The sequence below is a fragment of the Streptomyces sp. NPDC054841 genome, assembly GCF_053611045.1.
This window is the reverse complement of record NZ_JBSGZO010000021.1, coordinates 1-22,549: the sequence shown is the minus strand read 5'-3', so window position 1 is coordinate 22,549 and position 22,549 is coordinate 1. Positions and strand designations below refer to the sequence as shown.

15 protein-coding genes and 2 pseudogenes are annotated in these 22,549 nt (G+C 67.2%); 10 read left to right on the top strand and 7 right to left on the bottom strand.

Annotated features, from left to right (window positions below; translation table 11 throughout):
• The first annotated feature begins 11 nt into the window (after positions 1-11).
• From ACWGI8_RS05265 to ACWGI8_RS05250, 4 genes are all read left to right on the top strand, one after another.
• Positions 12-1,934, top strand: a complete 1,923-nt coding sequence (locus ACWGI8_RS05265; protein WP_453658754.1) for a fatty acyl-AMP ligase — start codon at positions 12-14, stop codon at positions 1,932-1,934.
• Positions 1,931-3,571, top strand: coding sequence for an FAD-dependent oxidoreductase (locus ACWGI8_RS05260; protein WP_453658753.1), 1,641 nt, complete (start codon positions 1,931-1,933; stop codon positions 3,569-3,571). Before ACWGI8_RS05265 ends, ACWGI8_RS05260 begins: the two co-directional genes overlap by 4 nt.
• Positions 3,572-3,583: 12 nt before the next feature.
• Complete coding sequence (locus ACWGI8_RS05255; RefSeq protein ID WP_453658752.1) at positions 3,584-4,840, top strand: cytochrome P450; 1,257 nt, start codon at positions 3,584-3,586, stop codon at positions 4,838-4,840.
• Positions 4,841-4,948: 108 nt separating this feature from the next.
• Positions 4,949-5,785 (top strand): SCO6745 family protein, encoded by an 837-nt coding sequence (locus ACWGI8_RS05250; RefSeq protein WP_453658751.1) that lies wholly within the window; start codon positions 4,949-4,951, stop codon positions 5,783-5,785.
• Positions 5,786-5,852: 67 nt separating this feature from the next.
• Here ACWGI8_RS05250 and ACWGI8_RS05245 read toward each other — a convergent pair whose 3' ends face one another.
• The 3 genes and pseudogenes from ACWGI8_RS05245 to ACWGI8_RS05235 form a co-directional block, all read right to left on the bottom strand.
• Positions 5,853-6,602, bottom strand: coding sequence for a sigma-70 family RNA polymerase sigma factor (locus tag ACWGI8_RS05245; protein ID WP_453658750.1), 750 nt, complete (start codon positions 6,600-6,602; stop codon positions 5,853-5,855).
• A 378-nt stretch (positions 6,603-6,980) separates the two neighbouring features.
• Positions 6,981-9,197 (bottom strand): LuxR C-terminal-related transcriptional regulator, encoded by a 2,217-nt coding sequence (locus tag ACWGI8_RS05240; RefSeq protein WP_453658767.1) that lies wholly within the window; start codon positions 9,195-9,197, stop codon positions 6,981-6,983.
• Between the two features lie 282 nt (positions 9,198-9,479).
• Positions 9,480-9,857, bottom strand: a pseudogene (locus ACWGI8_RS05235) (ATP-binding protein); the annotation flags it as partial.
• A gap of 199 nt (positions 9,858-10,056) precedes the next feature.
• Between ACWGI8_RS05235 and ACWGI8_RS05230 the strand changes: the two are divergent.
• Together ACWGI8_RS05230 and ACWGI8_RS05225 are read left to right on the top strand one after the other, a co-directional pair.
• On the top strand, positions 10,057-12,981 hold the full coding sequence (locus tag ACWGI8_RS05230; protein ID WP_453658749.1) for a helix-turn-helix transcriptional regulator: 2,925 nt from the start codon (positions 10,057-10,059) through the stop codon (positions 12,979-12,981).
• Positions 12,982-13,036: 55 nt separating this feature from the next.
• Positions 13,037-15,835, top strand: coding sequence for an ATP-binding protein (locus ACWGI8_RS05225; protein ID WP_453658748.1), 2,799 nt, complete (start codon positions 13,037-13,039; stop codon positions 15,833-15,835).
• Positions 15,836-15,902: 67 nt separating this feature from the next.
• Here the strand turns inward: ACWGI8_RS05225 and ACWGI8_RS05220 are convergent, their stop codons facing one another.
• Complete coding sequence (locus ACWGI8_RS05220; protein ID WP_453658747.1) at positions 15,903-16,154, bottom strand: Smr/MutS family protein; 252 nt, start codon at positions 16,152-16,154, stop codon at positions 15,903-15,905.
• Positions 16,155-16,480: 326 nt separating this feature from the next.
• Here ACWGI8_RS05220 and ACWGI8_RS05215 point away from each other — a divergent pair, with 326 nt between their 5' ends.
• The 4 genes from ACWGI8_RS05215 to ACWGI8_RS05200 all read left to right on the top strand — a co-directional run bounded on the left by ACWGI8_RS05215 (position 16,481) and on the right by ACWGI8_RS05200 (position 20,466).
• Positions 16,481-17,767: a hypothetical protein gene (locus ACWGI8_RS05215; RefSeq protein ID WP_453658746.1), complete on the top strand. Its 1,287-nt coding sequence runs from the start codon at positions 16,481-16,483 to the stop codon at positions 17,765-17,767.
• A gap of 144 nt (positions 17,768-17,911) precedes the next feature.
• The gene (locus ACWGI8_RS05210) at positions 17,912-18,562 is read left to right on the top strand and encodes a WhiB family transcriptional regulator (RefSeq protein ID WP_453658745.1); all 651 of its coding nucleotides are present in this window, start codon (positions 17,912-17,914) and stop codon (positions 18,560-18,562) included.
• A 235-nt stretch (positions 18,563-18,797) separates the two neighbouring features.
• Complete coding sequence (locus ACWGI8_RS05205; protein WP_453658744.1) at positions 18,798-19,217, top strand: hypothetical protein; 420 nt, start codon at positions 18,798-18,800, stop codon at positions 19,215-19,217.
• Positions 19,218-19,491: 274 nt separating this feature from the next.
• Positions 19,492-20,466, top strand: coding sequence for a DDE-type integrase/transposase/recombinase (locus tag ACWGI8_RS05200; protein ID WP_453658743.1), 975 nt, complete (start codon positions 19,492-19,494; stop codon positions 20,464-20,466).
• 723 nt (positions 20,467-21,189) lie between these two features.
• Here ACWGI8_RS05200 and ACWGI8_RS05195 read toward each other — a convergent pair.
• The 3 genes and pseudogenes from ACWGI8_RS05195 to ACWGI8_RS05185 all read right to left on the bottom strand — a co-directional run.
• A pseudogene (locus tag ACWGI8_RS05195) lies at positions 21,190-21,690 on the bottom strand (recombinase family protein); the annotation flags it as partial.
• Positions 21,624-22,295: a recombinase family protein gene (locus ACWGI8_RS05190; RefSeq protein WP_453658742.1), complete on the bottom strand. Its 672-nt coding sequence runs from the start codon at positions 22,293-22,295 to the stop codon at positions 21,624-21,626. The gene ACWGI8_RS05190 and the pseudogene ACWGI8_RS05195, both read right to left, overlap by 67 nt.
• The coding region (locus ACWGI8_RS05185; protein WP_453658741.1) for a hypothetical protein at positions 22,243-22,549 on the bottom strand (307 nt) is incomplete at its 5' end. The genes ACWGI8_RS05190 and ACWGI8_RS05185, both read right to left, overlap by 53 nt.

Sequence of the window (22,549 nt, the reverse complement as noted above, 5' to 3'; positions counted from 1 at the left end):
CAGAGGTTGTTATGACCGAAGAGCAAATGCCGGCATGGTGCGTGCTGTCACACCTGCTGGACGTGGCCACACGCTTCCCCGACCAGCGGTTGTTCACGTTCGTGGACGAAGGTGGACAGGATCAGGAGCACGTTACGGCAAGCCAGTTGGTGTCCGGCGTGAGCAGCGTGGCGGGGCAGCTGAAGGAGCACGGGCTGTACCCCGGCGACCGGGTTCTGCTGGCCTGTCCTCCGTCACTGGATTTCGTCCGGGCCTTCCTCGGGTGTCTGGCCCACGGCTCCGTTCCCGTGCCGGTGTACCCGCCCAACCCCATGCGGCCAGGGCGAGAACTTCGCGGTTTCGCCGCGATCGCAGCGGACTGCGAGGCGACCGCGGTACTGACCAACGCCGCCTACCAGCGCGCCCGTACCGCAGGCTCGCTCGCTGCGAAGCTCACCCTTGCATCAGCGAGTTCAGCCGGCTGGCCCGCACTGCCGTGGCATCGTATTGGCTCCCGCAGCACAGGCACAGCCACCGCCGCGCACCGGGCTTGGTACCGGCCGAGCGGACCGGCGGAGACCGCGTTCCTGCAGTACACCTCAGGGTCCACGACCGCACCGCGAGGAGTGGAGATCACGCACGGGAACCTGACGGCAGAAATCCGGGCCAATGCCGCCGACCTGGGGCTGGGAGCGGACGCCCGAGGTGTCTTCTGGGTGCCGCCCTACCATGACATGGGCTTGATCAGCGTGATTCTCAGTACCGCTGCGGGCAACGCACACACCTATCTGCTGTCGCCCTTCGCCTTCCTGGCTAGACCGGCAACCTGGTTCGACGTCATGTCGCGCGTACGGGCAACGCACACTGCTGCACCTGACTTCGCCTTCGACCTCGCCCTGCGACGGACGACTGCTGAGCAGCGCCGGACATGGGACCTCAGCGCACTGCGCGTCCTCATGTCCGCGGCCGAGCCGATCCGGCCCGACACCGTAGACGCCTTCCTTGACGCATTCGCCGTCTCAGGCCTGCCCACGGACGCCTTCTATGCCGCGTACGGACTGGCGGAGCACACCGTCAGCGTGACCATGGGCGGGCGGAACCGGCTCACGGTCGACCGTCAGGCGCTGGAGAGCGGTCAAGTGGTCGTCTGTGAGTCGCGTGCTCCCCAGTCCGGGGCCACCGTGCGCCTGGCCAGCTGCGGCAGGGTCACCAAGCAAGGACAGCGCCTGCAGATAGTCGATCCGGAAAGCCGACGGCGCTGCCCGGCTGGAGAGGTCGGAGAGATCTGGGTGGACTCCCCCACCAAGGCCGCGGGCTATTTCGGCCGGGAGGAGGAGAGCGCTGCCGTTTTCCAGGCCGTCCTGGAGCCCTCGGAGAAATCGTGCGGGTCAGAAGCGTCGGACGCAGCAGAGGCTTCCGAGAGGTCGGGCACCTTTCTGCGTACCGGCGACCTGGGGTTCCTCCACGACGGCGAGCTCTACGTCACTGGTCGAATCAAGGATCTGATCATCAGTTTCGGCCGCAACCTCTACCCACAAGACCTGGAGAACACCGTGCGGGACTGTCATCCGGCAATCCGCCCCGGCGGGGTCGCCGCCGTCACCGCGCATGCAACCGGAGAGGTCGATAGCGAGCCCGGTAGCGATGTCGTGCTCTTTGCGGAAATCCGCACAGCCAAACCCTCCGCGGCCCTCCTCGAAGAGGTGGGCCGCGCCGTGCGACATGTTCTAGCCACCGAGCACCACGTCGTCCCCCTGGCAGTCGTTCTGGGCCGCCCTGGTCTCGTCGCCAAGACCACCAGCGGTAAAGTGCGACGGCACGTCTGCCGGCAACACTTCCTGGACGGCACAGCGCTGTCGACTTCCACCACGTGGTGGGTGTGGGATCGGCGGAGCGCCCGTCAATCGTCCGATTCCCCAGCTGCCCCCAAAGCGGCGGGGAGGCCCCCCCAGTGACCTCGGCGTTCTCGCTCCCGGACTCCACACCTCAGGACGGTGCGGTGTGCATCATCGGCGCCGGACCGGCTGGGCTCACCCTCGCCGTCAAGCTGGAGCGAGCCGGATACACCGTCACCGTACTGGACTTCAAGGACGAGCTCGGTGGCTGGACAGGTGACGTCGTGCGCGTCGCCGGCCGCGAGTACGAGATCGAGTCCCCGCGGTTCTCGAGCGCCGACCGTCGAGTAGCAGCCCTCGTAACCGCCTGCCGTGCGCCGATCGAAGCCGCCATGCCGCCCGCGGTGCTGCAGCTCGACGGCACGGCGGCCAAGCGATCGACGCTTCGCCGTGCGGCCTTCGTCTATCTTCCGACGCGCGAGGCGCTGTTCCCCCATATCGACGAGCCTGGGCTGGCCCACTCGGAAACGGTCCTGGCAGCGCCGGCTGCCAAGTGGCTAGCGGAACAGGAGCTCGATGTGGTGGCCGAGGCACTGGGCCAGCGGTACACCGCCGAGGGGCACGGCTATCTTGACGAGGACATGCCCGCCCTCTACTTCCTCAGCTGGGTCGAGGCTGGAGGACAGTTGCTGGCCGGGCTGCCCGGCAATCCAACCGCATTGGGCAACGGGACGGACTTCCTACTCACCGGGGGCTGGCGGCAGCTGTGGGAGTGCCTGGCGGCATCGCTACGCGATGTTCGCTGCTCGGTCGACATCGAACACATCCGCCGTTCCTCCAGCCGGGTCACGGTACAGACCGGCATCGGCACGGTGGAGGCGAACCGGCTGGTCATCGCAGTGCCCCTGGACGAGGTGATTCACCTGCTGGACGCCAGCGGGCAAGAGAAGAACCTGGCCGCGCGGATCCGCAGAGTCGACTATCAGACGGCCCTGTGCAGCGTGACAGGCCTTTCGGCCCAGGCGGACGACGCCCTTCTGCTGCCCAACGCCACCTCTGCCGCCCATCGAGGGCACTGCGTGGCGCTGCGCCGTCCGTACCCCGATCAGGATGTCTATCTGGCCTCTTCGTACCTGGCACCAGGCCTGGGCGAACAGGAGCGCATCGAGTTGCTCCGTGAGGACATGGCACGCCTGGGCGGCCGGCTGGTCGAGGTCCACGCCCAAGCAGACCGACATGGCAGACCCTATTTCGGCCCCGACGACCTGCGGGCAGGGAGCTACCGCTCGCTGACCGAGCTCCAGGGACAACTGCGCACGTATTACGCGGATACCTTCCCGGCCTTCGGCTCGGTGGAACAAGTTTTGGCCCACGCAGAGCAGTTGGCCGAGACGTATTTCAGCGGCACGCGACCGCCGCCGTCGACTGCCGACCGGGATCGTTCGCCCTCGCCCACCCCGGTGCCCCCGTCCTGGTGCTCCCCCGTCGGAGGCGCAGAGCTATCCGGCTGGCTCCGTGAGCGAGTCGCCGGACTCACCGCGCTTCCGAAAGAGTCCGTCGACGCCGCTGCCCCTCTCGGTGGCTATGGCATGCACTCCCTCTCGATCGCGGAGCTCACCGCCGGCCTCACCTCCCTGCTGGGACGGCCGGTCGACTTCGCACTGGTCTACGGCGCCTCCAGCATCGAATCGCTGGTCACGGAGCTGACAGGGCCCGAGGACCCCCCATCGCAGGATCACCGACCGGACAGTCGCTAAGGAGATGCTCCATTGCGCGCCGAGCTCCATTTCAGCCCGATGTCGCCTTCCTTCGTCGCAGACCCCTATTCGTACTACCGGCGACTGCGCCAAGAAGACCCTGTCCACTTCGAACCAGTCATCAACGGCTGGTTGCTGACCCGCTACGCCGATGTCCTGACTCTGATGGGTGATCCGCGCCTGGTCATACCGCAGCAGTTCAACTCCACCTACATTCGCCTGTCCGACGAGACCCGGAAGGAGATGCAGGTCTACGCAGACCGCCTCGAGGGGCAGATGCTGCTCGCCAATCCGCCGCGCCATACCAGACTCCGCCAAGTCTTCTCCAGTGTGCTGAGGCCCGGCACCGTCGAAGGACTCCGGCCGCTCATCACGGGATTGGCAGAGGAGCTACTGGCCGAGATGGCCAGCCGCAGCCGTACAGACTTCGTCAACGAATTCGCCTTCCCGCTGGCCGCCCGGGTCTTCGGCGCTGTCACCGGCGCTCCGGAAAAGGACAGCGAGGCGATAGCGCAGCTGGGCCACGATGCCATCGCCATCGCCGGGGGCATCACCTATGGCACCAACCCTCTCGCGGCCGCGCAGACCCTCAACGACCTCACGACCAACGGATCCAACTACATCGCCAGCCTCATCACAGAGCACCGCGAGAACCCCACCGACGACGTGCTCTCAGCCGTGATCGCGGCCGGTGACCGAGACGAGCGCACGACCAGCCGCGAACTTATCGGCAGCGTCGGGCTGCTGTACACGGCAGCCGTACCCAAGATCGCGTACTACCTGAGCAACGGTCTGCTGGCCCTGATCCGGCATCCCGACCAGTATGCCGCACTGGGCGAAGAACCTGCTCTGGCGGAGTCGGCAGCCAACGAACTCCTGCGTTACGACTGCCCCGTGCATATCGCGGTGCCCCAGGTAGCCACTGCGCCCATCGAGCTGGACGGGCACTTGATCCAGCGCGGACAAGGAGTACACCTGGTCCTGGGATCTGCCAACAGGGATCCAGAGCGCTTCACCGACCCGGAGCACCTGGATCTGCGCCGGCCACCGATCCGACATCTGGGATTCGGAGTAGGACTGCACAACTGCATCGGAGCTAGTATCGCCCTGATCTTCGGTCAGGTGGTATTCCCCCGGATAGCTGCCCGTTTCCCAAATCTTCACCTCGAGGGTGCCAGCGCGGCAAAGGCTGCCGACACCCCCTCCGGCCTCGTCTACCGTCGGGTGGCCAATATCCGTGCTCTGACAGCACTTCCCGTGGCGCTTTGACCCGTCTCCCCCTGCACTACTGCGCCCAGCCACTGGGATTCCCTGCTCAATCGACCTCCGCCCGCGATCTCGTGACGACCCCGAACAGTGACGCAAGGAGTTCCTGCGATGCATGAGATGGTTACGGACCGCAGCACGGCTCGGGTGATGCACGACCTGCTCGAGCCGGTCCATGCGATCGTCTTCTTCGCTCCCGAAGTGGCCACCGCCTACCAGGAAGTGGGAATGCAACCGTGGTGGACGGGCTACTTCGCAGCCCGAGCAGCTCCCCTCGGCGCTGTGAACGCCGGCGTTGTGGCGGCGCTGTTCTACCATTTTCACCCAGAGATGGTTGCGCGGGAATTTCCCAAGATATGGGAGTCGCTGACGCCCGCTGAGGTGCTGGCGCGCCGCCTGGCCGGAGTGGATAGAGCACTCCGCCGCGTTCTGGCCGACGACCTCGACTCAGCAGAGCTGGCCGAGGCAGCAGAGCTGGTGACGGCGGCAGTCGCGGCGTGCGACACCCCGGGGCGCCCGCTTGCTGCGGCGAATGCCGTCCTTCCCGTTCCTCCACAGCCCCATCTAGCCCTATGGCAGGCGGCCACAACCCTCCGGGAATACCGCGGCGACGGACATGTGACCGCCTTGATGCAGGCGGGTCTCGACGGCGTGGAAGCGCTGGTGACCATTACCGCTGCCGGCGGAGAGGAACGCGCGAGCATCCAGCAGCGCCGAGGGTGGGCGGACCGGGAATGGGCTGCCGCCGAGGACCGGCTGACCGCCCGGGGCCTGCTCGATGACGACCGCAGCCAGACCGAAGCCGGCCGCATCCACCGGCAATCGGTCGAGGATCTCACCGACGAACTGGCGGCCGCGCCCTGGAGAGTCCTTGGGCAGCAACGCATCCGGCGCCTTCAGGAACTCCTCGCACCCCTGAGCACCAAGATCGCCGGATGCACGCCGTGAACCCAGCTTCTCCCCTCGCGGCGGCCGCCCCATCCACCTCGGCAGCCGACGGGACCGGTCACTGGGCTCATGGTCCCCAACACAAGGTTGTCGAAGATGTCCGGTCCGGCGACCGCCGAACTGCCAGCCGGGTGGGACGGGTCGACCGCCGTCCCTTGTCCGTATCCGCTGCCTCGACGATCCTGCGCAGCATCCTCAGCGCGTTGTGGGTGCGTGATTTCACTGTGCCCTCCGGGATACCGAGGATCTCGGACACCTCGGCGATGCTGCGGTCGGCCAAATAGAGCTCAACGACCACGGCGCGGTGCTTTTCCGGCAGTCGTCCGAGGGCCTCCCTGACCACCTGGCCCTCGATCAGGCGCTCGATTGCGTCGACATTATCGGCTTTGTCTATGACGCTACTCGTGTCCGCCAGGTCGGCCTCCTGCGGCCGGGTGGAGCGCCTGCGCAGCGTGTCGATGCAGAGGTTCCGGGCCACTTTGATTAGCCACGGCAGCAGGGTTTCCCAGTCACGCTCCAGCACCTCCGGGTGTTGCCAGGCCCGGATGAATGCCTCCTGTGTGATGTCCTCGGCAAGCGCCCGGTCGCCGAAAGTGCGACGGAGGACGTAGCGGAACAGTGGCCGGTGGTGCAGCTCCCACTGCCGTTGGAACATGTCGTCGGACATACGAGGCGGAACGGACTGGGCTGACGGAGTAACCTCCGGCATCTGCTCCCTCCGCTCCTTGCCAGGAAGCTCCTGCAGGGCGTGGAGGGGCCGGAATGAGATGGCGCCGGTCTGCGGCATGGGCAGGACGGGCGCAGTCACAGTGGTCATCTTGTTTCCCCTAAGCAGCGCGGATACGGCGGGTGTGCCGGTTTTGAGCCTCACTGAGGAGGTGTCGGCCGCACATCCGCCGGATGACCCCCCTGCCAGAGGGCAGGCGAGCGTCCCCGAGCGGCGAGAGCACAGAGGCACTGTGGGAGTAATGCGTAGGCATATTCGCGACCGACCCCCGCTGTGCTCGCTGACGGCGAGTTCTCGCAGGTCAATCGGTACGGCAGAGGCTCCAGAGCCACTCACGTCACGGAACAGGAGCTCATGAAGATCAACTTGATGCCCGACGCCCCGCCGGACCCGTTGTGGCACTTCTGACCTGCGATGATGCGCCATCTGGCGGACAGGTTGGCAGAGCTGGGGTGCCGCTCCCTCCCGCTACCCTCGAGATCGCGATGACGCCGTCGCGTACAAGGCCACTTCCCGGGCGATCTCAGCTCGATTTCGCGCCGAGAGTTTGCCCAAAATGCGAGAAACATAGGTCTGAACGGTCCGTGGCGACAGTCCCATGGCTGCGGCGATCTCCTCATTCGACCGCCCATGAGCCACCAGCTGGGCGACAGACTCCTCCCTGGGCGTCAGGTTCTCCCACCCCACTGATGAACGTCGCCGAGCCACCACACCACCGAGCCGCAGCCCGGTCGCCGCCGCGCGGGCCGTAGCGCGCCGAATGTCCCATCGTGCGGTCAAGTCCTCGTAGATCCGGAGCGCTTCGCCGAGGGCAGTTCGCGCCTCGCCAGGTTGGTCAGCTCGGGCCAGGAGGACCGCGGCGTCCTCAAGGGCCCTGCCCTGCTGGTGCGGCCTGCTGGCGTACGCGAAGTAGGAGGCGGCCTCCTGGAGCGGCGCAGGGTCCCCCGTCAGGAGACTGGTGCAGTGCAGCGCGGCCATCGCACGGTGTGGGCTCGACCGGTCCGTGGAGTCGAGGGCGCAGATACGGGAGGCCTCGGTAGCCAGGTCTGGCTTGCCCACCTCGATGGCGAGCCTGACGATGTCCGGCAACCACGCCCAGCGGTCTTCGAGCATGGGGGACAGGACCGGGTCCATGCCCAGGGCCAGGAGTTCCAGGGCCAGTTCGGGTCGGCCCGCCTGCTCGGCGGCCTGAGCACGGGCGAGCACCATGTAGTGGCCCAGACGCCGCTCCAGCAGCGTCCGCACGGCCTCGCCCGCTGGTGCTCCTTCAAGCAGGTCGGCGCAGGCACGCCGCTCATCGCGGTGTACGGAGAGCAGCGCATGCAAACCTTCGGCAGCACGTCGAAACGGGCCGGCCTGAGTGGCCGGCCGAAGCAGCAGCTGTGTCTCGGCGATTGCGTCCTCCCACTGCCCGGTACGCCACAAGAAACAGGCCAGGCGTATCTGCACCACAGGCGGGCGAGCACCGCCGAAGCGGTCGATGCGCTCCCGAACCCGGATGGCGACCTCTCGGGCCTCGTGGATGTCATCCCGCTCCGCAAGGGCGACCATCCTCAGGGCCAGGAGCTTGGCCGTCTCCTCGGAAGCGATCGGGGCCACTCCAGCTGGTAGGGCGCTGATCCCCTCGACGGTCGGTGGATGTGATTCGGCCGTGGGGCCTTCGTCATTGGCAGCGAGCTGTTCGAGGGCCTGGCCAGTGAGATCCAGGACTTCCTCAGAGGCCTGGAACAGTTCCCGGCATACCGCACGTGCCAGCAGCGAACGCACCGTGGTTATGCGGTCTCCGGCCTGCCGGCCGATGGCTTCGGCGCCCGCCGCGGTACGGACCGCTTCCTCGAAGCGCCCCTCCCACACCATCAGCAGCGCGTCGAGCGCCTGCAGGCGGCCCAACCAGGGCGCCGGAAGATCGACACGACGAAGCACATCACGAGTCACTGCCCTGGCTTCTTCGGTCCGGCCCAGCTCCTGCAGTGTGTCGCCGAGTTTCCAGGCGACCTCGCCAATCTCCGGCGGCCGGGACGCCGTGGCCAGCACCTGGCGCGCGGTGTCGACCGCCTCCCCTCCGCGTCCCAGGCACAGCATGGCGTCGATCAGCCGGCACCCGCACGCGAAGCGCAGAGCGTCGCCCGGAGGCAATTCCGTCCAGGCCCGGCTGAGCAGTTGCCGGGCAGTATCGGGTGCCTGCTCCAGCAATATCGGTGCGGACGACACCAGCCAGTTCACGGTCTCGCCGTCGGTTATCCCGTGTGCCAGGAGGAACTGAGCGGCGATGTCTGCCTCCGGGGCCCCGGAAGCGATCAGCACCCTCGCCGCCTCCCGGTGCATCGCATGCCGCCAGGCGAGCGGGATACTCAGCCGAACTGCTTCGCGGACCAGCGGGTGACGGAACGACAGCCGGCTGCCCTCCTGAAGGATGAGTCCGGCTTGCTGCAGCTCAGCCACGGGACCGATCAGAGCGAACGCCGAGTGCGAGAGCAACTCGGACACATCGACTAGTCGGAAGGTGTCGCCCAGCACGGCCGCGACTCTGACCACCTCGAGGGCCGTCGGTGACATCCGGGCCAGCCGAGTCTGCATGGTGAGGCTAAGTGCCTGCAGTACCCGGCCGGGTGCCGGATCCACCGTTCCGGACTGCACGTACGCCATGCTGTCCGACTCTTCGAGCAGCTCCAGCAGGGTATTCACATGGGCTGGGTTCCCGTGTGCCGCATCCAGGAGTTCCAGCAGCCCGGGGCCGGGCTGCGCACCGAGGCGCTGCTGCACGATGTTCACCACGGGCTCCCGGCCGAGCGGTCCCAGCACCAGGTGCGACACTCCGAGCCGTGGGAGTGCACCGAGGAGCCGATCGACCGGCGCGGCCCGCTGCCCGGAGTGCACGGTGGCGACCAGCGCGAGAGGAAGCCCGGGCGCGGCACGGGCGATCCGGTGCCACAGCCCAATCGACTCGCTGTCAGCCCAATGCAGTTCGTCGAGCGCTACCAGCAGCGGCTGCCGGGCGCACCGCGCACGTACGGCTGCGAAGAGCTCCTCTGCAGCAGCGGTGCGTCCGTCAGGCCATCCCCCCTCGGGCTCCGATGCCAGGCCCTGGTCCTCGTCATGGAGTGCCTCCCGCCAGATGTGCAGTGGTAGCCGCTGCGACAGTGGATCTCCCCTGCCGCTGACCACCTGGAACCCGGCTTCCGCGGCCAGCGTCCGGGTCTGCGCAAGCAGACTGCTGGTACCGATGCCCGGCTCACCCTCGATCACCAGTCCCCCGCCCATCGCGGCCCACGCGCCCCGTGCCAGAGCTGTCACGACGGATATCTCTTCAGCGCGTCCCACCAGTCGCTTTCGGGCCTCATCCATGGCTGAAAGGGTATGCTGATCCTCGGCTCGCGCAGTTCCTGGGCGAACCAACACCTCTCCCCGCGCTCGGTTGGTACCGTGCCGCGGCATTGAAGTACCCCCACAGCCGTTTCAAACCCCCATGTCACGCCACCCACCACGCTGGGAATGGCCAGCAACGGTGGCCGCGTGTACTGCGTAAAACCGCGAGGCCGCACGGATGCCGGGAACCGGTCACACGCCTATGACTCGACAAGAAGCAGCTAGCCCGCATGCCAGAACGCCAAGTCCCGCCTCTGTCCGTGCGGCACGGCGGGTTGGCGGGCGCTCCGAGCCCCGACTGATCGGCCGCGACGCGGCGGTGGCGCACCTGAAGTCCGTCCTGGCTAGCCTCTCGAGCAGGAACGGCGGCGCATTGCTGATCGAAGGCGAGGCCGGTGCTGGCAAAACCGCGCTGGCCAGACGCCTGGCCGACCTGGCTCACGAGCGGGGTGTCCGGGTGCGCTGGGGGGCCGCCAGTGAGGCCGAGCAGTGCTATCCGTTGCTGCCGTTCCTGGAGTGCCTGGCGCTCTGGGACAGCTTCGTAGACTCCGAGCGCCAGGGCATCATCGAACTTCTGCGCGGGAACGGCTCCACCGACAGTGACCCGCTCACGGCGCTGACCGGACACCTGACTGCCTGGTTGCAGCGCTTGTGCGCAGACTCCCCGGTCATACTCGTGGCCGACAACCTCCAATGGGCCGATGACGTCTCGATCGAGCTGTGGCACCGGCTGCTCCCCCTCACCGAACTGTTGCCGCTGCTCATGGTCGCGGCACTTCGGAGCGGACGTCAGCGGCCCGAGGTGGCCGGCCTGGCACAGGCCCTGGAGCAACGCGGCAGTCGACTCGCCGTTCCGGACCTCGACGACGACGCCATCCAGGAACTGATCAGCGATCACTCGGGCGCACCGGATAACAATCTGGTAACGGCTGTCAGCGCAGCTGGCGGAAACCCGGGCTTCGCCCTGGCCATCGCGGACGGGTGGATGTCCCGCAGAGCTGGCATCACTTCCGAAGGCGGCGACACCCGAATAGAAGGCGACCCCGTTTCCTCCGAGCTGGCCGACATGGTGCTCGCCAGGGTGAGGCCGCTCTCCCCTCAAGCCGTCGAGACCGTCCGCACGGCCGCCGTTCTCGGGACGGAATTCCGAGTGACCGACCTCGTCGGCTTGCTCGGCCGGACAGCCGGAGAACTCCAGGACGAGCTGGACGAGCTCGCCTCCACCGGACTGCTCGAACTGCTGGGTGACCGTGCCCGGTTCAGACACCGGCTGGTGACTGATGTGCTCTACCACAATGTCGCGGAGCCCATACGAGCCGCGATCCACCGGCTCGCCGCGGACATCTCCGCGAAAACCGGCGGCGCTCCGGCTGCCACCGCAGAGCATCTGCTGCGGGCGGGCGGGCCCCTGGAGGAGCGCTCGGCCAAATGGCTGCAGCACTCGGCTCGGGAACTGATCGACGCGGCGCCCGAGACCGCGGGCCGGCTGCTGGACAGAGTGCTGGGCGACACGCTTCCAGGGCAGCCGGAGCATGAGGCACTGGCCCTATTCCACATCGCCGCCCTGATCCGTACCCGGCAACACATCAAGGCGGAATCCGCCGCTCGCACGCTCCTGGCATCCACCACGGATCCCCAAACCGTCGGGGAATGCATCTGGCTGCTGGGCCACACCCTCCAGCGGACCGGCCGTTCCCATGCCGCGCTGGAGGCCACCCGAGATGGGCTCGCCCGTGCTTCGGCCACGGAGCCATGGCAGGCACGCCTCCACGCGCTTCAGGCCCAGCTGCACCTGGAGCTGGGTGCGTTCACAGCCGCCAAGCGGTCAGCCAACCAGGCCGTCGACATCGCTACGCGGACCTCGGACAGTCGAGCGCTGGGAGACGCTCTGGTGGTACAGGCGGCCGGACGCCGGTTGGACGCCGACCTGCTCGACGCCTTGGCACTGGCGGAGCGCGCCGAAGTCCTCCTGAGCCGTGACCGATGCCATTCCGACGCCAGGGGACACGCGCTCACCTCAATCCTGATACTGCAGTCGGAACTCGACCTGCTGCCTCAGGCAGATGAGACGGTCGCAGAAATCCGGCGTGTCCATACACTCTCCCGGCGAACGCCAATGCCGACCATGCTGCTTGGCATCGCCCGACTGCACTTCAGAACCGGCAGGTGGGACGAGGCGATGGCCGAGCTCGGTCCGCTCACCAAGGGCGAGTCCGGACCTCAGGGCATATCGGCCGAGAGCCACAGCCTGCTTGCCCTGATCTCAGCCCATCGCGACGACCGCTTGCGCTGCGCCGGGTATCTCGCAGCCACCGAGGCCCAGCTCATCGAATCGCCCGCGGGCCATCGGCACGTACAGCACCTGGCGATGGCCCGCGCGGTCACAGCCGAACAGTTGGGCCGGCCCCAAGAGGCACTGGCCATCCTCACGGAGGCGGTTGAGGCGTCGGCAGCCATAGGCTCGGAACACCTCTTCGACGCGCTGAGCCACCTGGTACGGCTGGCGGTCGCAGCCGAGGATACGGCTGTGGCCGTACGCGCCGCGGCGCGCTGCCGCGGCCTGGCCGACGAGGGCATTGCTGTCCCCTATCGGCAGCACACCGCAGACTACTGTGCCGGGCTGATCACCGCTGACCCCGACGGCGTACTACGGGCCGCGGAGTATTTCCACTCGTCGGGCCGCCCCCTGCAGTACGCCCATAGCCTCGCAGACGCCGCCGAGCTGCTGGCCCAACGAGGCCGCACCGACCAAGCCAGAAGCACGCTGAGTGACTCTGTCTCGGCATATTCTGCTCTGGGCGCCGCCTGGGACATCCGCCGTGCCGAGAGCCGACTGCGTTCCCTGGGTGTGCGGTGCGGACGGCACGAACCACGCAGTCGCCCGGCGACCGGCTGGGATTCCCTCACCCCACGTCAGCGCACGGTGGCGCGAATGATCGCAGGCGGTCTGTCGAACCCGGCCATCGCCGCTGAGCTGATGATCTCCGCCCGCACCGTTCAGAGTCACGTCTCCCACATCCTTACGAAGCTGGATCTCCGTTCCCGGGTCGAGATCGCGCACGCGGCAGCGCGGCAAGGCTCGGACGAGTGGTCCGTACCATGAACACGCCGGGCCCAGCCCACGTACAGCAGATGGGAAGGACTCTCCAGGGGAGAACATGAAGGCGCACGACACGGTCCCATTGGTGGGACGGGACGCGGAGAAGAAGACCCTCGCCACGGCTCTCGTCACGGCCTCGCTCGGACAGGGCACGGCCCTGGTGATCGAGGGCCACCCGGGAAGCGGGAAGTCCAGCCTGGCCGCCTGGTGCGTCGCCGAGGCCAAGCAACGAGACTTCATCGTACTGTCCGCGGCGGCAGAGGAGCTGGAGCAGCCTTTCCCGTTGCGTCCCTTCCTGGAGTGCCTCACCGGCAGCCCTCTACCGTACGAGGGCGGCGCCACGCCCCGCGCCCTTGAAGCGGCAGCGAGCGAGCAGCTGCTCCAGCGGATCCACGAGCTGTGCACTCGGTCACGGGTTGCCCTGCTGATCGATGACCTGCACTGGGCGGACGAACCATCTCTCGCCCTCTGGCACAGGCTGAGCGGGTTGGCCTCACAGACCGCGCTGCTGCTCATCGGGACTGTGCGCACCGCTCCCCGGCAGCACAGCGTTAACCTGCTGTTCCAGAAGCGCCGGTCGGCACACCTCGACCAGCTGCATCGGCCAATGCAGTCGCTCAGCCTCCGGTGCCTGGAACCGGCCGAGATTGCCACACTGGCCAGGGAAAGGCTCGGCTACCTTCCCGGTCCCGGGCTGACAAGCCTGCTCGAGCTCTCGGGCGGCAATCCACGCTATGCCGTCGACCTGCTCGAAGCCCTGCGGGACGAGGCTCGGTTGATCGTCGACGGTCCGAATGTCGACGCCGTGGGCACCACCGTCCCCGAGGCAGCCACCGACGCGGTACGCGCCCATCTGGGTTACCTGCCCCCTCAAGCGCTGGAGACACTCCGCGGGGCAGCGCTGCTCGGCACCAGCTTCCAGCTCGACGAACTCGCAGTGCTGCTCGGGCGCCCGCCGATGGCCGTCGCGTCCGTGCTCGAGGAGACGATCACGGCCGGGCTGGTCGCTCCGCAGGGCGACCGATTGACCTTCCGGCACCCTGTGGTGCGGGAGGCACTCACCCGCGAGATCTCCTCCGACCTACAGACCGTTGTCCGCCAGCAGGCCGCCCAGATCCTCGCGGCCCGGGGGGCGCGGGCAGAGCGGATCGCCGAGCACTTGCTCCTGGCCGACGGCGCGCTTGACGACTGGGTTCTCGAGTGGCTGGAACGGGCAGCCCCCGAGCTGATCGCGAGCTCCCCCGCGGCCGCCGCCGAGTTGCTGGAACGCGCGGGCCGAGACAGGTCCCGGCACGACGTACCGCCGAGACTACGAGCTCTGCTGGTCGAGGCGCTCCTGCGGACCGGCCGGCTCCACGAGGCAGCGGACGCAGCCCGTGGCTTGCTGTCATCGGCCACCGACCCGTTGATCGCCGGGGAGGCGGCCTGGCTTCTGTGCCTGGCGCTGCGACGACTCGGGCATCAAGCGGAGGCCCTGGCGGTTGTGGAACAAGCAGTGAGCAACGCCGGCACACTGACGACGTCCTGGGCGGCCAGGCTGCAGGCGGAAGCCGCTCTGATCCACTTGTCAGGGAACGACCTCGACCGGTCCGACCGGGCCGCCCGGCGCGCGATTATTCTGGCACAACCGGATGAGGACCCATACCCGTCCGCCCGGGCACGTTACGCCCAAGCCCAGACCGAGCGCAGGCGCAACCGTGCTGCCGCGGCGTTGCAAGCGACAGAGTGCCTGTACATGCTCGGTACCAGCCCGGACCACCTCGAACTCCGCTGCCTCCTCTTGCTGGAGCGCGCCCGGGCACTCGAAGCACTCGACCTCCTCGACGATGCCCAGGATTCCTGGGCACAGGCGGATGGCCTGACGATGCGTATGGGCGGCCGCGTTCGGCACAAGGCTGTACTCGCCGATGTCCGAAGACGGATCAGAAGCGGCGAGTGGAGTGGCGTTCAGGCCAGAGCGACTCCCGTGATCCAAGACTCCACCGCCTCTCCGGCATCGCGACGGCACGCGCACGCCCTCGTCGCCTTCGTCGCCGCGCACAAGGATGACCGCCAAAGCATCTGTGACCACCTGGCCCTGGCCGAGGCGGAGACCGACGGGGCAGCCGGCACCTCGGCGGACCATCATCTGCACGCAGCGCGCGCCATGGAGGCGGAGGGCTCGGGCGCACCCGACAAAGCACTCGCCATCCTGTCGGAAGCCCTGAGCTCTCAGCCGTCCGAGGAACCGGATGAAGCCCACGTCTGGCTCCCCGAGTTGGTGCGCCTGGCCCTCTCACTCCACGAGCCCGTAAGGGCCCGGCAAGCTGCCGAGTACTGCGAAACAGCAGCCCGCAAAGGCGACACCGAAGTCTGGCGACAAGTGGCCACGCACGGCCGAGCGATGCTCGACGGCGATCCGTCACTCCTCCTCCTCGCCGCCGACCGCTACCGCAAGGCTCAGCTGCCGTTGTACCAGGGCCGCGCCTTGGAGGATGCAGCGGTGCTGCTCGCCCGCCAGGGTGCCACGGCGCAGGCACGTCGAGTGTCAGCCCAGGCGATCCTGGTCTACTCAGGTTTGGAAGCCGCGTGGGACATACGCAGGACGGCATCAAGTCTCCACGACTACGGCATCCGGCCTGAGCAGGACGATACCGACCGCAACCCTCAAGGCTGGGACAGCCTCACGCCCGTCGAGCTACGGATTTCCGGACTCGTCGCGGAAGGCTTGTCCAACGCGGAGATCGCGGTGGTGCTGCACCTCTCCCGGCGCACCGTACAGAGCAAAGTCTCCAGCATCCTCGGCAAGCTCTCCGCTCGCTCGCGAGCAGAAATCGCCCGTGAAGTGGCCCGCAACCTTGATCACCTGGCAAATTAGACGAACTGGAAAAGTCCTCCCGAATCTGTACCACGACGTTCTCGACCCTGGTCACGTGCGGACACGGCTACGACTTGGGGAAATAGACAAGGATCCGACCGGCATTGGACGGATCGATCTCAACCCGCGCGTACAGCCTCTTGATGCGCTTCTGATCGAGGAAGGCGAGGACACGTTCCTTGAGCTGCCCAGATCCCTTGCCAGGAATGATTTCCACGACATGTTCTCCAGTTCCAACGGCCTTGAAGATCACCTGTCGCAGGGCGAGTTCGATGTCGCGATTACAACGAAAGAGCGGATGTAGGTCCAGGGTGAGCAAAGCGACGTCTCCTTACAGTTCCGGCCGCCGCGCAAAGTGACGGGCAACAGGCTGAACTACGGCCGCACGACTTGCAGAGTTCATCGGAGCGCAACTCTCTAGCTGAAGTGGGCATCGTTTCCGGGTCATACCGGTTGATGGCATCGGTGCCGCTGATAGGGCGTTCGGCGTCGCGAGCGGGGAGAACCTGGCGGGCAGAACGTTCGTATCGGTTCTTGGAGGTGAAGTGATGCTGCTGCTCCTCCGAGTCGGGCCGTTCGGCCGCACCACCGGGTCGAGCTGGTGCCGACGGCCACCGCCTTCTACGAGCAAAGCAGGGAATCACGATGACCGATTTCCACCCAGGCTCTGATGCTCCGTCCTCAGCCGGACAGCCCTATCCATGGGCTCAGGGACAGACGGACAGCAGCAGCGACCCGGACACCGCGGCCTTCTTCCATCGCCTTGGACTCGAGATCGATGCCCCGACTCCTCTCCCGGACGGACCGGTGCCATCGATGCCGGGGAAGCCGGGCGACTTCACCGATACGCCGGACGGGCGGGGCAAGCAAAGAGCGGCCATCCAGGTACCCACCGATGCCACATTCACCCGCTACGGCGATGAGCATGAGCAGGCGCCTCACCCGAACCTCTCTGTGCACTTCGCCGGTCCAGCGAACGGCTCGAACTTGGATGAGCTGGATATGTCGCCAGGCGCCGACGTGCTGGGCGGTGCTGACGCTGTGCCTTCGGGCGCCAGGCCGGCGCGCCTCGCCGTGCTGGCCTGCACGGTTCTGGCGGGCGCTGCTCTTCTTTCCGTCCCCCTGCTCCTCCCTGGGAGCAGTGCGGATAGCACCTCGGTCGCCGCTCATGGCGAGGGAGCGACCACGGATATTCCGCCGCAAATCCCCCTTGTGACCGGGTCCGCATGGACCGGCCCCACGGACTGGCCGACGAACAGCACGACGGCTGAGGCCACTTCGCCGTCCAACACTCACGGAAAGTCCGGAGCCTCGGGCGCACACCCGACAGCGACTTCGCGTAATCGCGCAACCACCCCATCGATGCACAACCCCGAGGTCGACGGCCCAAAACCGTCAACTACGCCGACCGAGCGGGTCACCTATGACTCGGTAGCCGGGTATGGCTGCCCGGCTGGAACCGGCAGCTATCGGCACGTCGGGCGATACGAGAACGGCCAAGAAGGCTGGTACACCCTCCCGTCAGGCGGTTTCGACGGCGGGGGGTGCAGCGGGGCATTCGAAGCCGTTCCGATGTCAGGTAGTGCGACCTCAGACGATCCGAATGCCTTCGCAGAGTGGACTTTCAGCGTCGGATCACCATCACGGGAGTGCACCATCAGCGCTTTTGTACCGTCAGGCGCGACGGAGCGCGACGCGGCCGGCGCGCCTGCGTTCTACACGATCCGCAGCAGTTCGACCGGTTCCGCGTATTCAACTTTCGCAATCGATCAGACAACCCGCAGGGGGCAGTGGGTGACCGGCAAGAAGGTGCAGCCCCAGGGCACCAACATCGTGGTGAGGCTGCACAACCGCGGCGAGGACTGGTCGGGTACGACGAGGACGAACGCGCATATTGGCGCTGCTCAGCTCAGTGTGCGCTGCACTGGCTGACGGGGGTCAAGGTTCGGAGGCCGGACCTGTGCAAGTGAACATTGGGTACCACCACTTCGTGTACAGAGTGTGCCCGGCCATCGGCGTTACGCGGACGTCGCCGAGGCTGGGCAACGTCTCCACATCGCGTGTTGAAGGAACCCAATGCCCACAGCACCCTCATTCGCTGCTCCGAAGTTGACGGGCCCGCACTCGGGTCCGTTGCCCTGCACCACCGACCCGGATCTCTTCCACCCCTACGAAGGCACAGGCAGTCGCGGCCGACCCGCAGAAGAGCGGATCCGCCGGGCGGTGGCTCTCTGCTGTAGTTGTCCCGTGATGCTTGCCTGCCGGGAATGGGCCCGGGAGCAAGGTGAGTACGGCGTCTGGGGCGCGGAAACCGACGCCGAACGCACCGAAGCCGGCTACCGGTCGCGTGTCCCCGGGACGGACCCTCGGCCACTCTGCGGCACCACGGCCGGCGCGCAATGGGAGCGACGTCACGGCACCGGCCGCCCCTGTGCCGACTGCACCGCCGCTGAGGAAGGAGCCAAGTTCCTCGGCCGGCGACGACCGGTCGCAGCTACGACCGCCGTGCGGGCACCGGAACTTACTCCCGGTGAATGCGACGTGCTTCTGGCACTGGCGTCGGGCCTCGACCGGAAGGGCATCAGCGCTGCCCTTGGGCGGAGCAGACAGTCAGTGACGAAGGCGATCTCCTGTCTGCGAAAGAAGCTGGGTGTCGACAACGAGGGAATCTTGCACGCTGCTTGGGAGGCCGGCCTGTTGCCGCACCAGTTCGCCCCGGCTGCCTGACGTTGAACTGAAGACTGTCCGCAGCAGCAGGCCACCCACGGCTGGGCGGATTTCGGAACCTGACAGAGCAGGTTGCGGTCGTAGTGAAGCCGTAAGGAATCAACATGGCGATTCCGGTCCGTGCGAGGCCGTCTCTCCCGTGATGGTGTTGAGGAGGTCTGCAGCGCTGGAGTAGCGCTTTGCTGAGCCGGTGACGGAGTATCCGTCCTCCTCCAGGAGCGGGCGGACCCAGACGATGGCGTTGCCGATCGTGCGTCGGCTCACGTCGAAGTTCGGCCACCACGTCACGGCTGCAGACTTTGCGCAGGCAGAGGATGGTCGCGAGGACGCGTTCGGCGTCAGTGATCTTCTCTTGGAAGGTGCCGCCGCGGGCTCCGAACTGCCGGTCTCCGCCTCGTTGTCGATACTTGCGGCGCACGGCCTCGGCGGCTTGCCGCACGGAAAGCCGTTCGATCAACCTGGCCAGGTCCTGGAAGCTCATCCCAGTCAGCTGCGGGTCGCCGAGGGTGGCCAGGCGGTTCGGCCGTGCTGGCATGGTGTCGGTGGCCAGGAAGGTCCTCAGGGTGTCGACGGTCAAGCAATTCCCCACGATCTGCATGATCAGCGTCAGGAAATTCCCCACCCCCGTGGTCACGATTCCCCACCGGGATGCTGACCGCGAGTGGTGCTGCTGACCGCGCTCGAACGGGCCTGATCTTCCCTGTTTCGGGTGGTTTGAGCCACGATTGGATCTTCCTTGCGAATCGGTCGGGTTCCCCAGGGGCATGCCGGTGCCCGGGTTGAGGGTCCTGACCTCTCGGAGCCGTCGCGGTCCCTCGACCTGCGAACCGAGAGGTCGACGGACGCACCGGATGGCAAGGAGAACGTTCACCGTGGTCGACATCGTCGAGATCTACGTGCACTGATACGCGGGCTGGTCCAAGAGCCAGGTGTCCGCCTCGCTGGGGGTGGACCGCAAGACGATCAGGAACTACCTGGCGCCGGCGGAAGCGGCCGGCATCACCCCGGGCGGGCCGCCCATGAGCGAGGCGGACTGGGCCAAGCTGCTCAAGAGCTGGTTCCCGGAGCTGGCCAGCCGCAGGCTGAACCAGGTGAGGTGGGGCGAGATCGAGCCGCACCGCGACTACGTCAAGAGCCTGCTGGAGACCACGACGGTCACGACGATCCACCAACGGCTCCGGGACGAAGGAAAGTTGAAGGTATCGCTGTCGACGTTCCGCCGCTGGGTGCACGAGAACCTGCCCGAGGAAGCGGCCCGGTCGAAGGTGACGGTGCTGCGGGAGAATGTCGAGCCGGGCTCGGAGGCCCAGATCGACTACGGCTTCCTCGGGCAGTGGATCAACCCAGCTACCGGGAAACGGCACCGGATCTGGGCGTTCGTGATGGTGCTGCCCGCCTCGCGGCACATGTTCGTCCGCCCGGTGGCGCACATGGACCGGCACGCCTGGACCGAAGCGCAGGTGGAAGCATTTCGCTTCTTCGGCGGTGCACCGCACCGGCTGGTGCCGGACAACCTCAAGACCGGGGTCGGCAAGCCGGACCTCTACGACCTGCAGATCAACAAGTCGTACTCCGAACTCGCTTCCTACTACGGCACGTTGGTGGATCCAGCCCGCGCATCGAAGCCGAAGGACAAACCTTTGTCATCGCACTGCACCTCATCGGGTCGTTGCGGAGTGTTCGGGGTCCAGGACGTGTCGGCGGGGTCTGCCGATGACGGGCCGGACCAGTTCGGGGCCGGGCAGGGGGTAGAGGTACTCGCCTTTGTCGTTGGCCAGGACTCCGGTGATGATGCCGTCTCGTCGCCAGTGCTTGACGGTTTGGAAGTGGATGCCGAGGTGGCGGGCGAGTTCGGAGACGGTCAGCAGACCTGCGTCGAGGAGGCGTTGGCGGTGGCTGCGTAGGTGGTAGGCCCCGCGAAGGTGAATGATCATGCCTCGGGTGAAGGGTCGGCCCATGCCGCTGGGCAGGCCGCGTTCGTTGAGGATGGCCGCGCTTTGGGCGTCGGTGTGCTCGTTGAGGAGTTCGTCGAGTGCGGTGATGACGGCCGGGTCGGTCTGCCGCAGTTCCCAGGCGGTCTGCGGGCGGGTCAGGGTGAGGTGGTGATTTTGTCCGCCTCGCAGGACGACGCCGACGGAGATGTGGTCGGTCTTGGTGAGGGTGACGTCGGTGACCAGGAGCCGGATCATGCGTTTGCGTTCCCGCATCGGGGTGGCCGGGTCGTTCCAGAGCCGGGGGAAGTCGGCGGCCAGCGCGGTGATCTTTGCGCGGGTTTCGGGCGAGAGCGGGCCGATGGCGGTGTTCTTCGCGCGCTCGTACTCCTCGGTGGCCTCGGCGAGTTCGCGCAAGGCGTCGTTCCAGTCGGCCTCCAGTGTGTCGGCGACCAGCCGGTTGGCGGGATCGACGGCCAGGTAGCGGCGCCGGGCCAGGTCGGCGCGGTAGCGGGCGCGTTCGACGCAAGCGGCGCGGAGCCGGTAGGCTTCCTCTGCGCGGGCGGCCAGCTCGTCGCTGACCCGCAGGGCGACCTCGAGGGTGAGCGGGGTGAGGGTGGCCAGCAGCAGTTCGCCGACGGCGGTGTCGATCTGGTCGCCGACCATGGTCTGGCAGATCGGGGACGCGTTGCGGATCCCGTCGAACTGGCAGAGGTAGATCGGTTTCCCGGTGCCTTTGTAGTGCTGGTAGCGCACGGTCATCCGCCGGCCGCACTTGCCGCAGGAGACCACGCCCTGAAGCAGCGCGGAACCCTCGCGGGGAGGGGAGGCTTTGCGGTCGGTGCCGTGGGCGGCGGCGGCAAGTTCCGCGAGCTGGGTCTGGTTGGCTTCGAACTCGGCCCAGGTCAGATAGCCCGGATGGGCATCGGTGATCAGCACCGTCCACTCCTCGCGCGGCAGGACGTGGCTGGTCGTCTTGCCGCCCGGACCACGGCGCTCACGCCGGCGTCCGAAGAAGAACGCGCCGGCATAGCGGGGGTTGTGCAGGACCTGCAGGACCCGGTGGTGCTGCAGGATGCCCCAGGTCAGCTCGCCCTTGTTCGGGCCGGTGCGGATCCGGCGGGGGAACTTCAGGCCCTCGTCGGCGAACGCCTTGACGCATGCGTAGGCGGAGCCGGTGGCGGCGAACGTGGCCAGCAGATGCCGGATCGCTTGCTAGACCGAGGTGTCCGGGTCGAGGACCACCCGCTCGGCGTGGTCATAGACGAGGCCGACGGGCAGCGGCTGGACCAGCTCCCCGCGCCTCGCTTTGGACAACACTCCGCCCCGAAGACGGGCCTTGAGCAGGTGCACTCCGCCTCGCTCATAGTCCCTTTGAGACCGAGCAGGAGGCGATCGTTGAAGTTGCCGGGATCGTAGAGGCCGTCTTCGTCCAAGATCAGCGTGCCGGCCAACGCGCAGATCTCCAGCAACCGGTGCCAGTCGGTGTTGTTGCGGGCGAGGCGGGACACCTCCAGGCCGAGCACGATCCCGGCGTGTCCCATGCCGACCTCGGCGACCAGCCGCTGAAAGCCGTCCCGGCCCTCGGCGGAGGCGCCGGACTGGCCCTGGTCGGTGTCGATGACGATGATCTGGGAGTGGTCCCAGCCCAGCGCGATGGCCCGGCCCCGCAGGGCGTACTGCCGCTGGGTGGACTCGGTGTTGTTGATCACCTGTTTGAGGGTGGACTGGCGGATATAGAGGTAGGCGTCACGCTGCAGATGTTCGCGGGTCACCTTGCCCGCCGCGGCCGTCGCGTCCACGTATGCCGTCAACTCCCTTTGCTTCCAGGACTGTTTGCTCCGTCCGTTCTTCGGGCGGGTGGAGGTGGGCCAGGGCCATCGCGGCCAGGATCCGTACGAGTTCGTCGCCGTCGCGGGCCAGGCTGGGTGGCGCCTGCCTCTCGTGGCGGGGCCGGACCAGCGGCTCGGGCAGGGACCGCCAGGCCGCCGCCCAGGCGGCCATGCCCTTGGCGGCGAGCACACCCCAGCCCAGCCGCCAGCCGCCGCCCGTGCCC